We start from the raw sequence: 14,321 nt of genomic DNA on the forward strand, positions 1-14,321 counted from the left end.
AAACCCCGCAAAAGCGGGGTTTTCGGTGTTTATCTAATATTTGATCAAAAGATATGTCGTTTTTGACCATCATATGTGTCGTTTTGACCAGAGGATGCGTCGCTCACCGTACGCGCCATGATTAATCCCAAGAAAGCGCACCACCTGTTTGATATTCAATTACGCGCGTTTCAAAGAAGTTTTTCTCTTTACGCAAATCCATAATCTCGCTCATCCATGGGAATGGATTTTGTGCGCCTGGGAATTGTTCTTTCAGGCCGAGTTGTGCGCAGCGGCGATTGGCGATGAAGTGGAGGTATTCTTCCATCATGGCGGCGTTCATGCCGAGTACGCCGCGTGGCATTGAGTCGCGTGCGTATTGGATTTCCAGTTCGGTGCCTTCCAGAATCATTTGCAACACTTCTTGTTGGAATGATGCGGTCCACAAGTGCGGGTTTTCCAATTTGATTTGGTTGATTACATCGATACCAAAATTCAAATGCATGGATTCATCGCGCAGGATGTATTGGAATTGTTCGGCAACGCCGGTCATTTTGTTGCGGCGACCCATGCTGAGGATTTGGCTGAATCCGCAGTAGAAGAAAATACCTTCGGTGACTACATAGAATGCAACGAGGTTGCGCAGCAATTCTTGATCGGTTTCTGGTGTGCCGGTTTGGAAAGTTGGATCACCCAATGTTTGGGTATGTTTCAAACTCCATGCGGCTTTGTTCGCAACCGATGGCAATTCGCGGTACATGTTGAAGATTTCGCCTTCGTCCATACCCAGCGATTCAATACAGTATTGATAGGCGTGAGTGTGGATCGCTTCTTCAAATGATTGGCGCAAAATGTATTGGCGACATTCGGGGTTGGTGATCAAACGGTAAATTGCGAGTACGAGATTGTTTGCTACCAATGAGTCAGCAGTAGAGAAGTAACCGAGGCTGCGCATTACGATGCGGCGCTCGTCATCGGTCAGGCCGTCTTTGCTGCGCCAAGTGGCGATGTCGGCGGTCATGTTTACCTCTTGTGGCATCCAGTGGTTGGAGCAGCCATCAAGATATTTTTGCCATGCCCAGTCGTATTTGAAGGGGACGAGTTGGTTCAAGTCGGCGCGGCAGTTGATCATGCGCTTTTCATCAACTTGAATACGGGCAGCGCCCATTTCCAATTCTTCCAAACCGGGAGCAGGGTCGAGTGCAGCGAGGCTCGCGCGTGCTTTAGCGAGTTCAGGGCTGATGCCAGCTTCTTTTGCTGCCTCAGCAAAACTTGCGTTGGCAGTTACATTGGTTTGTGGAGCAGGTGCGGCCGCTTGTGCTTGTGCAACTTGCGCGGGTTGCGGTTGTTGCGCTGGCTCAGGTTTGCTCAGGTTTGCAGCAATGGCTTCCTGACGTGCGGTTTCTTTTGCTGCTTCTTCTGTATCGAAATCATCCCAACTTAGCATGTGATCCTCTGTATAAGTCTGTGCGTTTGTAACGCCTATTGTGGGTGCCGGTTGCAATGTCCACTTTGATCTAATTCGGTTTTTAATCCCTCCTAACCTCCCTTTTTCAAAGGGAGGGACTTGGATTCCCCTTTGTAAGCGGGATGGAGAGTTCTAGTCTCTCCGTCCTTGTTTTGAAAAGAGATCCAATCACCCCCCTTTGAAAAAGGGGGGCAGGGGGGGATTACTGGCAAGCCTCGCAATCAGGGTTATCGATTGAGCAAGCCAATGGTACTGGCGCTGCTTCGGCGAAACTTGCTTCTTCAATGTCTGATACTACTGGTTTTGCCGCAGCTGGTGCTGCTGCCAAACCGCTTGCACCACCGGCAGATACTGCGTTCAATGCACCGGTGTTAATGGTGGATTTCTCGGTGGTGGTTGCTGCCAATGCGCGCAGGTAGTAAGTGGTTTTCAAACCGCTGAACCATGCCATGCGGTAGGTGATGTCCAGCTTTTTACCGTTAGCGCCAGCGATGTAGAGGTTCAAGCTTTGTGCTTGGTCGATCCACTTTTGACGGCGGCTTGCGGCTTCAACAATCCAGCGTGGTTCTACTTCAAATGCGGTTGAATAAATCGCTTTCAAGTCAGCAGGAATGCGATCAATTTTTTGCAGTGAACCTTCGTAGTATTTCAAATCGTTAACCATTACCGCATCCCACAGGCCACGTGCTTTTAAGTCGTGTACCAGATGTGGGTTTACTACGGTGAATTCACCAGAGAGGTTGGATTTCACGTAGAGGTTTTGGTAAGTCGGCTCGATAGATTGAGTAACACCAGTGATGTTGGAAATGGTTGCAGTTGGTGCAATCGCCATCACGTTGGAGTTGCGCATACCTTGTGCTTTCACTTGTGCGCGCAGCGTTGCCCAATCGAAGGTTTGGCTGCGATCTACTTTGATGTAATTCTCGCCGCGGTTTTGTGCGAGCAATTCAATCGAGTCGATTGGCAATACGCCTTTGCTCCAGAGTGAGCCATCAAAAGTAGAGTACTTGCCGCGCTCAGCTGCCAAGTCGCTTGAGGCTTTGATCGCGTAGTAACTTACAGCTTCCATTGAGGTATCTGCGAAATTAACCGCTTCTTGTGAGCTGTAGGCGATACGTTGTTCGTAAAGTGCATCCTGGAAGCCCATGATACCGAGGCCGATAGGACGGTGACGCAGGTTGGACTGTTTGGACGTCGCAACGGCGTAGTAGTTAATGTCGATCACGTTATCCAGCATGCGGATTGCAGTCTTAACGGTGCGCTCCAGTTTTGCCTGATCTAGCTTGCCATCAACAATGTGTTGCGCAAGGTTGATAGAACCGAGGTTACATACCGCGATTTCATCATTCGCTTTGGTGTTGAGCGTAATTTCAGTACACAGGTTGGACGAGTGCACCACACCAACATGCTGCTGCGGGCTGCGCAGGTTGCATGGGTCTTTGAAAGTGATCCACGGGTGGCCAGTTTCAAACAGCATGCCCAGCATTTTTCTCCACAGATCCAATGCACGCACGGTTTTGAATACTTTGATGCGACCAGCAGCGGCCTCTGCTTCGTAGAATGCGTAGCGCTCTTCGAAAGCTGTACCGTACAAATCGTGCAGGTCTGGTACATCGTTTGGCGAGAACAGGGTCCACTCTTTGTCATCGAATACGCGCTTCATGAATGCATCTGGCACCCAGTTAGCAGTGTTCATGTCGTGGGTACGGCGACGGTCATCACCGGTGTTTTTGCGCAGTTCAAGGAATTCCTCGACATCCATATGCCAGGTTTCCAAGTAAGCACACACAGCGCCTTTGCGCTTGCCGCCTTGGTTTACTGCTACAGCAGTGTCGTTAGCCACTTTCAGGAAGGGGACAACACCTTGTGATTTACCGTTGGTGCCTTTGATATAAGCGCCGAGTGCGCGTACTGGGGTCCAATCGTTACCCAAGCCGCCTGCGAATTTGCTGAGCATGGCGTTGTCTTGCATCGCGCCGTAAATGCCGTGCAGGTCGTCCGGTACGGTGGTCAGGTAGCAAGATGACAACTGCGGACGCAAGGTGCCGGAGTTGAACAGGGTTGGGGTGGAGCTCATGTAATCGAAAGAAGAGAGCAGGCGATAGAACTCGATCGCGCGGTCTTCTTTTTGCTCTTCCTGAATCGCCAAGCCCATAGCAACACGCATAAAGAATATTTGTGGCAATTCGATGCGGGTGTCGTTGCTGTGGATGAAGTAGCGGTCGTACAGGGTTTGCAGACCGAGGTAGGTGAATTGCAGGTCGCGCTCGGCGATCAATGCTTTGCCCAGTTTTTCCAAGTCGAAATTCAACAGTTCTGGAGAAACCAGCTCCAGCTCCACGCCTTTTTTCACGTACAGCGGCAGGGTTTGCGCGTAGTAGGTTTCCATATCCGCTTGGGTTGCTGAAGCAGCTACACCGAAGAAGCTCAGGGCTTCAGCGCGCAGTTTGTCCATCAGCAAGCGGGCAGTTACGAATGAGTAGTTAGGCTCTTTTTCTACCAGGGTGCGGGCGGTGATTACCAGCGAGGTATTTACATCTTTTGCCGCTACGCCGTCATAAAGGTTGCGCATGGCTTCGTCGAGGATAGCTTTCTCTTCTACACCGGCAAGGCCAGCACAGGCTTCACGCACGATGGTGCGCATACGGCCGATGTCGAGCAGGGCGCGGGAGCCGTCATCGAGAATCACGTTAAGGCTGGGGTAATCCGGATCGGGTTCTTGTGATGCAGGTTGTTTCTGGGCGCGCAAACGGGCGTGTTCTTCGCGGTAAAGAACGTAATCGCGGGCGACTTTTTGTTCGCCAGAGCGCATCAGGATAAGTTCTACCTGATCCTGGATCTCTTCAATGTGGATAGTGCCGCCAGACGGCATACGGCGTTTGAACGTCGCGGTAATTTGTTGGGTAAGGTTTTCTACCATCTCGCGTACGCGGGTAGAAGCAGCCGCTTTGCCACCTTCTACTGCCAAAAAGGCTTTGGTCATGGCGATAGCGATTTTACTGGCATCGAAAGGAACCACCGTTCCGTTGCGCTTGATTACGCGCAATTGCCCCGGCGCTGTTGCCGTGAGGCTCGATGAGCCGCCGTGGATGTCGTGTTGGATATTGGTTGTGCCGGTGGTTTGTTCAATGTCAGTTTGCATAGACGTCTCCCGCGTGCGGTTTCCCAGTTGAATGTAATGCCGATAAAAGCGTTGACTGACCAATCTCTCTTTATCTGAGAGTTCTTATTAAAATCAGGGTTCAGAACACAATTGTCTGCTGCTTTACTAACCACTATATCTAGTGGTCGCTAGTCAGCCGATGGTGCCCATACTACTGATACCTGTGTTGTCGCTTAGAAATACGTCACAGGCCGTTAAAAACAGGTAATTTTTAGGCTACAACTGCGATTAACGTTCAATTGGGTCAAAAATTTGCTTGACGAATAACCCCATGAGCGATAGGCAGCCATTAGGTGTTTTACACCGGCAATACCTATATCTAGGGGTAAATCGTGAATGGGCTACAAGATAATGCGGTTATAGGTTTTATGCAAGCTTGAAAACCTGTGGATAAGGTGTGCGTGGCGGCGGGAAAAACTGGGGGCAACTTGCAAAATCGCAGTGAAACTCCTGAAAAATACGGCATCGTCATGGTTCATATCAAAAATGACATTTTAACGTGGAACTTAGACTTTTTTTGCATACATAAACAAGTCAGATATGACTACATATTGTGTTTGAGATATCAGCGGCAATGAGCATCCTTTCTGCACTTATCACTCCTTCGGCTATCCGCATTAACGAATGTCCCCCTTTAACTTAAACCTTTAGGATTGAACGGCAAAACAGAGGGCCGTGCATTGATGATCAGCACCCTGCGGGGTTTAAGTGCGAGATGATCCTTTACTAGCAGGAAGTTTTATCTACTCCGGTTGATAAAGCCGGTTTCTAGTGAGCTGACTCAGAGCCTCCATCGTTAATGTTGAATTTCCACCAGCAATGTTGGGTTTCCATCGGTGAATGCCAACTGTCTCTCCGCAGCGGTTAATGCAATATCTGACGTCGACGCTGCATACGATGAAAGCCATAAAACTGCGCTGCGGGTATCCATACGGATAAGGCCTCAATAAAGCCAAAAGACTGTAAAGCGGTTGTCAGTGGTTTCGCTATTGTCAGTAAAACTCACTGTGATAGTAAAGTGTGTGGCAACGAGTTGAGCTAGATTCACCAGAAATAAACTACCCTGGGTGGTGGATTCACTTTTTTGTGATGCATAAAAATTTCGCACTGCATTGAACAGCATGGGAGTTTTCTCAAATTAAATTCTACTCGCCAATGTTTGCATGCAACTTACTTATTATCATGTTGCCTTCCTGAGCTACTTAAAAGTCTGCCGAAAAATTTGTAAGGTTTATGACGATAGGAAAAATTACATCTAATGGTGCACGATTATGCCGAATAGATTAAACAAGAAGGTGAGAGTTTCGATTTTCTGAATGCTCGAAAAAGAGTATTAAAATGAGTAATTCCATTAGGTAATTAAAATTTTTCCGAGTATTTTTCGCTGAAGGTCGAACAAAATTTATGTATGAGTACTTTGGATAATTGAGTAAGAATTTAATTTTACTTCATGGTTGTTCACAAAAATTAGTTATGACAGGAATTTTTTTGGTTTGCACATTGTGGATCAAAGTTGACGAAGATAACAAAAAAATAAAAACAATAATGTGTGATTTTATTGTAAGTCTGGAGTGAGTTGGAGGTAGAGATTAATCATTAAAATTAGATCGCTGAATTAATGATAGTTATCTCAAGACAGTGGTACGGATCAAATTGATTTTCTGTCGGCAGTAGCGGCGTTAAGCATATGTTTTTATGCGCCATTACTAATCGCAATTGAAGCGGATGTTGAATGGTTTATTGTTTTACTGCTGGGGTGGTATCACGGTTTTTCAGGCCGATATATTTATAATTCGTGTTTCATTGAGTCAACTTGACTACATCAAATAACAGTGAGTAAATATAATCGCCTATCCTTTGACATTGATCGTCATCAAGGACGGAAGGCATATTTGGACAATTAAAGAGAGGATTTTTTTATGCGTTTCACTAAACTTTTGAGCACAATCGGTTTTGTTATAGCAGCATCGAGCGCAGCTCATGCAAATGCAAACACCCCGGTTTCTTGTAGTTGGACCTATTTGGGCGGAGGCGGTGCTTACGGATCTTGGACCTCGGTAGATGGCTGTTTTATGCCACGTCCGCAGATGGCTCCTCTAATGATTGCGCAGCGTACTCAAACCAATACTGGCAGCTGTACCATGACTGTTTACTCACCTTATGTGAACGGAGGAAGTTGTACTAGCCCAGTGTTTTATGCTGGAAGTGTTGCCAGTAGCAGTGCAGCAAGCTCCGCCCCAAGCCCGGTTTGCACCACCACCAATATTAATATTGGCATGAGCTGTAATGGTGAAAATTGGTGCATGGAGTCTTTTGGTCGTACATGTAGCGCTGCTGGTGGCTCTACGGTATGGTCCGGTAGTACCTATGTCTGCCAGAAAACCACATGCACTAATCCTTAGTAATCGGCAAAATAAAATCGAATATTTTTGCTCTTAATATCAGCCCTTGATGACACCTCATCAAGGGCTGATATTAAACAGAAGGACTTACAATGAAACAATTACTCAAAATTGGCACAGCCTTAGCGTTGGGGGTTTTATTAGGAAGCTACGGGAAATCAAAAACTGAGAACTCCGCAGGCGCTCAGCCTCTAATAGCACCTGTGCAAGCTATGGAGGTTGAGCAATTAAAAACCCAAAACGCCAATTTGTTGCAAGAAAATAGCTCGCTACGCCAGCAACTCTTGGCAGTGGTCAACCAGCTTCAGCAAATCACTGTCCAATCGAGTTCATCTATTGCAAATGTCGAGAGTGCCGATATCAAAAATCAAAATGAGCTTGAGATAAATACCTTAAAATCAAAAATTATCTCCGATAAAATAATTAAAAAACTGAACGACCACAGTAATGATCTTTCCAGCACGCTCGCACAGGAGTTCAATAACGAAGCTATTAATTACGAGTGGGCAGAAGCTGAACAACAGAAATTATCAAGCTGGTTTAGCAACGACGCGGAGTTCGCTGGGCTCGCCCTGCAAAGTGTTAGCTGTCGCACTACTCAATGCAAAATCTCTGTCGCCGCGGTTACGCACGAACAGGCTAATAATATTGTTACAACACTGAGTCATGCGTTAAAAGAGCATTATGAGTCCTCGGTGTATTTTTCTGATACAAATTTGACCCGGAATACCACTGAGCTATACATTTCTTTTGCGCCCGATGATGCAATCTAAGGATGCCATTGTCTGCAATGTCTTCTTCATTCTATGCAATATCAATGATTTTTTATAACGAAGCGGGTGACAGTATTAGGTGCAGCTTCAGATGGTTTTTTGTATTTTGCTATATCGCAAATAATAAGTGCGACATAAACCCGGCATTGGCCGGGTTTGTGATAGTTACTCAATTCGCGCTGCAACCTATTGTGTAATAGGCTTTGCCGTCAACTTTTGCAGGCGATGAGCAGATTCCATCATGGCGCGGGAGTTATGGTAGGGGCACTTCCACATACTCAGTGTCGGTTGCACTATCACTTTTCCGGCGCGATCTGTTCCCCAATGCCATTCACCGGTTTGGTGATTCACGATATGGGTTTTGATAAAGCCCCAGGTTTGGGTCGCTGCAGTCAGGTACTTGGCTTCGCCGGTAATTTCATAAGCATTGATAAAACCGACCACGGCTTCTGCTTGCGCCCACCAGTCTTTGCCCGAATTGGTCAGCCCTTTAGTCGCAGAAGCTTCATTGAGGATGGCGCCGTCTTTATCCATGCCTTCGGCGATAGTGACATCGGCAATCTTCACTGCCAGCGCGCGGGTGCGTTTGAGCAGATCGGCATCGCCCAATACCTCTGCAGCTTCGACCAATAACCAGGCGGCTTCGATATCGTGGCCGTAAGAAATACCATCGCCCTCGACTTTCCAATCGGCACTCATAAACAGGGCGAGGTGATTGGTTTTTGGATCGAGGATTTTATCGAGCATGATGCCCAGCAAGGCTTTTTGTTGCTGCTTCAATTGTGCATCCGGCCAGATGCGTAGCAGGTTGGTGTAGGCCTCCATAATATGGAGGTGGGTGTTTTGCGACTTGGCGGAAGTTGAGCCAAGGCTATTGGTCGTATTGGGTTGGAGTTTCCAGTCTTCACCTAAAACCTCCAGATAACCGCCGTTCTGTTTATCCAATGCATATTGCTCAACGAGCCGATACAAGGTTTTCGCGCGTTCAAGCGCTTGCGGGTTGCCGGTCGCGCGAAAGTATTCGGCATAGCCGTAGATGCCAAAAACCTGGCCGTAGATTTGTTTGTGGGTTTGCAGTGGTTTGCCATCACCGCTGACGGACCAGTAAAGACCGCCGTTTTTCTTATCCCAAAAGGTGGTTTCCAGATCACTGAATGCTTGGTCAGCGAGCTTGCGATAGGACGCATTTTTGTAATTCAGATAGGCCGACGAATAGCTCCACAAAATCCGGCTGGAGAGCAGGGCGCCGCGCTCGGCAGTTGCATCGGCTTTACCGTCGGCGCTGACTTGCCCGTAAAAACCGCCAGTCTTGGGGTTGGGGGCGTGTTTAATCCAATAGGGCAGGATATTGCCGGTAAGTTCTTGCTCAAACTCGCCCGCCATCTGCTTGAGGTTTGGTGGTGATGTGGGTGTGATCGCGCAAGTAAAAGTGGACGAGGCCAGCAGTGCGAGGCCGATAAAGAGTCGTTTCATTGGTTGCCTTATTATCTGGAGCTGATTGTAGTAGTAGGACGATCAGCTTAACGTAACCGGTTACATTGTGGTGAGGTGTTTGTCGATTTTTTACAGTCGCCAGTGATAGGGGGAGAATCAGGAGGCAATAAAAAAGGGGCCGAAGCCCCTTGTGATGCGCAGTTCAAACGTCCCTGTTTACATCCTTGCCTGTTGTCGTCCTTGCTAGAACATGTCCAATGCTGCGTGAAAAAGGTTACTGATTGATGACGGTTTGATTAAGAGTTAATCGATAATCGCTCATCAATTAGCAGTCGCCTAATTATGAGCCCAGCAAACCACCATCGTTTTTGGTCACTATCACAGTCGCTGAACGTGGGCGTGCAGTGCCGCCTTCCGGCCAGTGGCTGGTGAAAGAACCGTTACCGGCAGAGCGGTCGCCCGGGTGTTGGATATTCACAAACATGGTTTTCAGATCCGGAGTGACAGTTACGCCAGTAACTTCCGCATCGATTGGACCAACCAGGAAGCGCTTCAGCTGCTTGGTTACAGGGTCGGCTGCCAGCATTTGGTTGTTGCCGTATGGGCCAGTGCCTTGTTGGCTGCCGCTCATGTCGGTTTGAATCCATACCACGCCACGAGTGTCGATCAACAGACCGTCCGGGCTGGCGAAGTGGTTGTCCGCAGTCAGGGTAACGGCTTTGTCGCCCGTGCCAGTCACAGTGCCTACATCACCACCCAACAGGAAGATGTCCCACTTGAAAGTGTTTTTGCCTGCATCTTCATTCCAGCGAATGATGTGGCCGGTAGCGTTGTTAGCACGTGGGTTGGCTGGATCAGTCTCGCCTTCTTTACGCGCAGTGTTGTTGGTGAGTGTGAAGTAAACCTCGCCAGTACCTGGATGCACAGCGCCCCACTCAGGGCGGTCCATTTTGGTTGCGCCCATTACGTCAGCTGCCAAACGGGTATTTACCAATACATCGGCTTGATTCGCAAAAGTCACACCTGCGGTTGCCGCTTTAGCGGTGAAGTTGGCGTTGGTGATATCCAGTGGCAACCACTCGCCGGTACCATCGGCATTGAACTTGGCGACATAAAGCACACCGCTGTTCAGCAAGTAACCGCCTGCGGTAGCTTTGTTGTAGTTCTCGGCTGATACAAATTTGTAGATGTATTCGTTTTGCGAGTCATCGCCTGAGTAGCAAACAACAGGTTTGCCTTCTACTGCCGGAGCGAAGATCACACCCTCGTGGCCAAAGCGACCCAAAGCGGTACGTTTTTGTGGCAGGCCTTCAGGGTTGAATGGATCTATTTCTACCATCCAGCCAAAGGTGTTTGGCTCATTGCGGTAGTCGTCGAGCGCGGTAGCGCCTTTGGTCGATGCATCGAAACGCACATATTGATCAGCACCTGAGTCAGCCAACTCCCAGTAGTAGCGGCCATTCTTGGTACCTACACCGTAACGCTTGTGTTCACGTGGTTGCACCGCATCTTTGTTAGCAAAGTAACCGGCCCAGTTTTCTTCGGCGGTCAGGTAGGTATTCCATGGGGTAGAGCCCATGCCACAGTTATTGATGGTGCCGCGAGTTGCGGTGCCGTTCGGACTGTATTTGGTTACCAGCAGGCTTGAAGCCGCTGCCGGGCCACGGATTTCCATTGGCGTACCGGCAGTAATGCGACGGTTGAATGGGCTGCCAGTAACGACTTCCCAATTAGCGCCGTTTTTGCGGATATGGATCACGCTCACGCCGTGGGCGGCGATCTCTTTGCGCACTTCATCTGCAGGGCGGGTAGCACCTAAGGTTGGGCCTACCGGGTGGAATACTTTGTCATCAATGTATTCGTGGTTCATTACCAACAAGCCTTCGCTGGAATTGGTATTGGTAGTGTTTGCATCGATAGGGAAAAAGTGAACGCCATCGTGATGCGAACCTACTTGTTGTTCCTGGTCTGCACCTGTGTTGGTGCCGTCAGCCTTGTACGCGGGCAGGGTGCCGGTTAGCGGAGTGCCCCAAGGTACAAACGCAGATGCGGTATAACCGGCTGGAACGGTGATCGCATCGTTACGGTTAGTGGCGATAGCAGCAAAGCCAAGCAGTGGCGCAACAGATGAGGAACTTGAGCTGCTGGATGAAGCTGGCGCGCTGGAGCTGGATGAACTGGAAGAGCTGCTGCTTTTCTTGTCATCATCGCCACCGCAACCTACAAGGCCTACACCCATAAATGCTGCTACTGCAGTGCCCAGGCTGCCTTTCAGAAATTGGCGACGTTCGGTCAATACTTCTGCAAAAGTTGTGTTGTTGGAGTGGTTGGACAGAGGCTCAATACCTGAGTTGTCGATTTCGTAAACGTTATGGTCGGTCATCGGTTGCTTCCTGTTGTTTTATGATTGAGGGGTACAGATAGGCAAGGATTAAAGCGACGCTTTGTGTCAGTTAAGAGACAGTTTTTTGAAGGTTTGATAACAGTAATAAGACAAGGCGGAATTGATCAGATTTAGTGCGGTCTTTTGCTCATGCAGACTTAATTACTATCAACCCATTTAAATCTGCTAGTCTGGCAGCCAGAGCAAGTCAATTTTCGGCATTTAATGAAATGCTACATATTCAATAAGATGGAATTCAGTGTGCAGTCTGTTCAAGAAGATTATTCAACCTATCGCCAAGTAGTCAGCGACCTTTTAAAAGATGATGAGCAATTGCCCAGCTTGCCCGCTATTGCTTTGGAAATTCGTAAAGCGTTAGAGCAGTCAGATCTTTCAATGGGAGATTTGGCGAAATTGTTAGCAAAGGATCAGGAACTTTCGACCATTTTGCTCCGCTATGCTTCCAGCCCCTTGGTTGGTAGCCAGAATCCACCACAAACTACTCTGGAAGTCATACGTTTATTGGGGATGAATCAGGTGGAGCGCATCTCCATGGTTCACTCAATTAAAAGTCTCTTTTCTATCTACTCCAGCAAACATCGCCGTCTCTTTGTAGAAGCCTGGCGACGCATGGCATTAAAGGCCAGCTTGAGCACCTATATCACCCAGCATTTGGGACGTGTGGTGCCAGACCATGTATTGATGGCGGCGCTATTAAGTGAAGTTGGAACCCTGGCGGTGTTGTCAGCATTTAAAAACAGCGAAATCACACCCGATACCCAAACCTATATCATGCTTTGCCGCGAGTTTGCCAAACCTCTTGGTGTTGCCACGCTGAAGAAATGGGAAGTAGACGAGCAATATATAAAGGTGGTGCAAGAAGTAGGGCATTGGACTGACGAAAGTCCGGGGCCGCTCAACCTGAGCGATGTCATTAATCTTGGGCTTTATCACGCGATCAAACTAACAAACCCCAAACCGGATTTGCCGCCGCTTGTCGATTTGGCTGCGTATAAAAAGCTGGAGCCGCCACAAAATTCCATCGTTGGTGGAGGCCTGACATTGGTAACGACCAATGTGCAGGAAATCCGTATGCTTGCGAAAAGTTTGTTTTAAGTCCTTCCTAAAAAAATAACCCGACACTGAAAGAGCTTTCAATGTCGGGTTATTTTTTTGTCTGCGATTTGCAGTCTTTATTCATTGCTAAACTGCAAATTCCCTTTCAATGAACCGTGATCAATCGGCGCTGATGTATGTTCGTGAACTACCTTCCATGAATCGCCGGTGCGTTTGAGTGCGACGGTGATGCGATTGTCCAATGAGCGCAATTTCTCTCCCTTTGCAGAGAAGGCGGTGTAGCTCAGGATGGCGTGGCCGATAGCCATATCGGCAGTCACTACAGATTCGACATTGTTTGCTTCAACAACCACTTTTTCGCTACCCAGCGATGTAAACCAACCGCTTGCCATTTCCCGCCACGCATCTATACCGCGCATTGACCATTTGCCCCACATGTCAAAGATATGGATATCGGTATCGTAAATTGCGCAGAAGGCTTCAATATCTTTGTTCAATATCGCTTGTTTATAGTTAGCGATCATCGCTAAAACCGGATCAATTTTGTCGTTCATAAATTTCTCCCGTTGATGGCAAATATTTCGTGTGGGGTAGGATTAAGTTTTTTGCAAAGCGCGCGCCAATTCAATCACCGATAGCGGCGCCGAGCCTTCCGCTTTATTACTGAGTGTGACAAAAACATTCTGGCCTGCATTGGCGGTTCCGGCAATAACGCGTACTAACGCCGCGCGGGTTTCCGGATCGGGGTCCATCATTTTGTCGTAAGGTGAATAGGCATCCTGTGCGTCTTCATAACCATAGGCACCGTGAATAGGGTTGAGGTTCCAACGGCAGACGAGCGGCCCCGGCCAAAGTGCGCGCAGTATGGGAAGTTGCTCGGCGATGCGTGGCATTTTGGCGTGTAGCCCCATGCAATAGGTTGCGCCGGTATCGCGCAGTGCTGCGACAAATTGTGGGGTTAGCCATTGCGGGTCACGCACTTCTACCGCAACAACACCATCGGGTGCGACGGTTTTTAAATCGGGAATTGCTTTTAATAGCGCATGCAAGCGGTCAATCACTTTTGGCATTTGTCCAAACCATGCAGTGGGAAGCGGGCTGATTTGGAATACCAGTGCGCCGAGTCGATGTTTTAATCCTTCTAATGCAGGCTCGACAAAGATTTGCACTGCTTGTTCGGCATTAAGAAAGTTTGGGTTGTGCCGCATGCCGCGGCCGGTTTCATCACGAACTAATGCATCGGTGACAAGGCTCGGCGCTTTTACGACAAAGCGGAAATCCTGCCCGACCTGCGAGGCATATTCGGCAAACTGGGCGACATTTAGCGCGCGATAAAAACTGCGGTCAATGCTGACCGTACGAAACAAGGGATGTTGCGCGTAGGCGGCTAAACCGTAGCGCGATAAATTGGTTTCCGCATATTCGCCATTCCATACCAAGCCATCCCAGCCGGGATAATTCCAGGATGAAGTGCCCAAGCGCAGATGTGCAGGCAGGGTTTGTGCGAGTTCGATCAGAGACGGATCGACAATGGCTGGCTCCACGAATTTGCCGGATTTTTTCGTCGGCTTGTCGGCGTCACCAAAGAGAGGGTTTTGCATAAAGGAGCGATGTGTAGTGAGTGTCACTTGATTATGACACA

General features: G+C 48.5%; 9 protein-coding genes. 3 read left to right on the forward strand and 6 right to left on the reverse strand.

The window, feature by feature from the left end:
• Nucleotides 1–121: 121 nt before the first annotated feature.
• A complete protein-coding gene (locus AAGC78_RS05085) occupies nucleotides 122–1,426 on the reverse strand; it encodes a ribonucleotide-diphosphate reductase subunit beta (protein ID WP_435782962.1) in 1,305 nt (434 codons plus the stop codon).
• A gap of 223 nt (nucleotides 1,427–1,649) precedes the next feature.
• Nucleotides 1,650–4,589, reverse strand: a complete 2,940-nt coding sequence (locus tag AAGC78_RS05090) for a ribonucleoside-diphosphate reductase subunit alpha (RefSeq protein WP_435782963.1) — start codon at nucleotides 4,587–4,589, stop codon at nucleotides 1,650–1,652.
• A 1,940-nt stretch (nucleotides 4,590–6,529) separates the two neighbouring features.
• Here AAGC78_RS05090 and AAGC78_RS05095 point away from each other — a divergent pair.
• Nucleotides 6,530–7,012, forward strand: a complete 483-nt coding sequence (locus AAGC78_RS05095) for a hypothetical protein (RefSeq protein WP_435782964.1) — start codon at nucleotides 6,530–6,532, stop codon at nucleotides 7,010–7,012.
• A gap of 92 nt (nucleotides 7,013–7,104) precedes the next feature.
• Nucleotides 7,105–7,785 carry a hypothetical protein gene (locus AAGC78_RS05100; RefSeq protein ID WP_435782965.1) on the forward strand — a complete coding sequence of 227 codons (681 nt, stop codon included), beginning with the start codon at nucleotides 7,105–7,107 and terminating at the stop codon, nucleotides 7,783–7,785.
• Nucleotides 7,786–7,971: 186 nt separating this feature from the next.
• On the opposite strand, the gene AAGC78_RS05105 is transcribed toward AAGC78_RS05100, so the two are convergent.
• The gene (locus AAGC78_RS05105; RefSeq protein ID WP_435782966.1) at nucleotides 7,972–9,258 is read right to left on the reverse strand and encodes an AGE family epimerase/isomerase; all 1,287 of its coding nucleotides are present in this window, start codon (nucleotides 9,256–9,258) and stop codon (nucleotides 7,972–7,974) included.
• Between the two features lie 301 nt (nucleotides 9,259–9,559).
• The gene (locus AAGC78_RS05110) at nucleotides 9,560–11,602 is read right to left on the reverse strand and encodes a PhoX family protein (RefSeq protein ID WP_435782967.1); all 2,043 of its coding nucleotides are present in this window, start codon (nucleotides 11,600–11,602) and stop codon (nucleotides 9,560–9,562) included.
• 261 nt (nucleotides 11,603–11,863) lie between these two features.
• On the opposite strand from AAGC78_RS05110, the gene AAGC78_RS05115 reads away from it, so the two are divergent.
• Complete coding sequence (locus AAGC78_RS05115; RefSeq protein WP_435782968.1) at nucleotides 11,864–12,718, forward strand: HDOD domain-containing protein; 855 nt, start codon at nucleotides 11,864–11,866, stop codon at nucleotides 12,716–12,718.
• A 77-nt stretch (nucleotides 12,719–12,795) separates the two neighbouring features.
• Here AAGC78_RS05115 and AAGC78_RS05120 read toward each other — a convergent pair whose 3' ends face one another.
• On the reverse strand, nucleotides 12,796–13,233 hold the full coding sequence (locus tag AAGC78_RS05120) for a YybH family protein (protein WP_435782969.1): 438 nt from the start codon (nucleotides 13,231–13,233) through the stop codon (nucleotides 12,796–12,798).
• A 42-nt stretch (nucleotides 13,234–13,275) separates the two neighbouring features.
• Nucleotides 13,276–14,280 (reverse strand): DUF72 domain-containing protein, encoded by a 1,005-nt coding sequence (locus tag AAGC78_RS05125; RefSeq protein ID WP_435782970.1) that lies wholly within the window; start codon nucleotides 14,278–14,280, stop codon nucleotides 13,276–13,278.
• Between the last annotated feature and the right edge of the window lie 41 nt (nucleotides 14,281–14,321).

The organism is Cellvibrio sp. (assembly GCF_039207905.1).
Taxonomy (GTDB): Bacteria; Pseudomonadota; Gammaproteobacteria; order Pseudomonadales; family Cellvibrionaceae; genus Cellvibrio.

Bases quoted from the DNA above. Each gene is read 5' to 3' on its own strand.
- AAGC78_RS05110 (WP_435782967.1), bottom strand. From the start codon at position 11,602: ATGACCGACCATAACGTTTACGAAATCGACAACTCAGGTATTGAGCCT.
- AAGC78_RS05100 (WP_435782965.1), top strand. From the start codon at position 7,105: ATGAAACAATTACTCAAAATTGGCACAGCCTTAGCGTTGGGGGTTTTA.
- AAGC78_RS05085 (WP_435782962.1), bottom strand. From the start codon at position 1,426: ATGCTAAGTTGGGATGATTTCGATACAGAAGAAGCAGCAAAAGAAACC.
- AAGC78_RS05120 (WP_435782969.1), bottom strand. From the start codon at position 13,233: ATGAACGACAAAATTGATCCGGTTTTAGCGATGATCGCTAACTATAAA.
- AAGC78_RS05125 (WP_435782970.1), bottom strand. From the start codon at position 14,280: ATGCAAAACCCTCTCTTTGGTGACGCCGACAAGCCGACGAAAAAATCC.
- AAGC78_RS05105 (WP_435782966.1), bottom strand. From the start codon at position 9,258: ATGAAACGACTCTTTATCGGCCTCGCACTGCTGGCCTCGTCCACTTTT.
- AAGC78_RS05090 (WP_435782963.1), bottom strand. From the start codon at position 4,589: ATGCAAACTGACATTGAACAAACCACCGGCACAACCAATATCCAACAC.
- AAGC78_RS05095 (WP_435782964.1), top strand. From the start codon at position 6,530: ATGCGTTTCACTAAACTTTTGAGCACAATCGGTTTTGTTATAGCAGCA.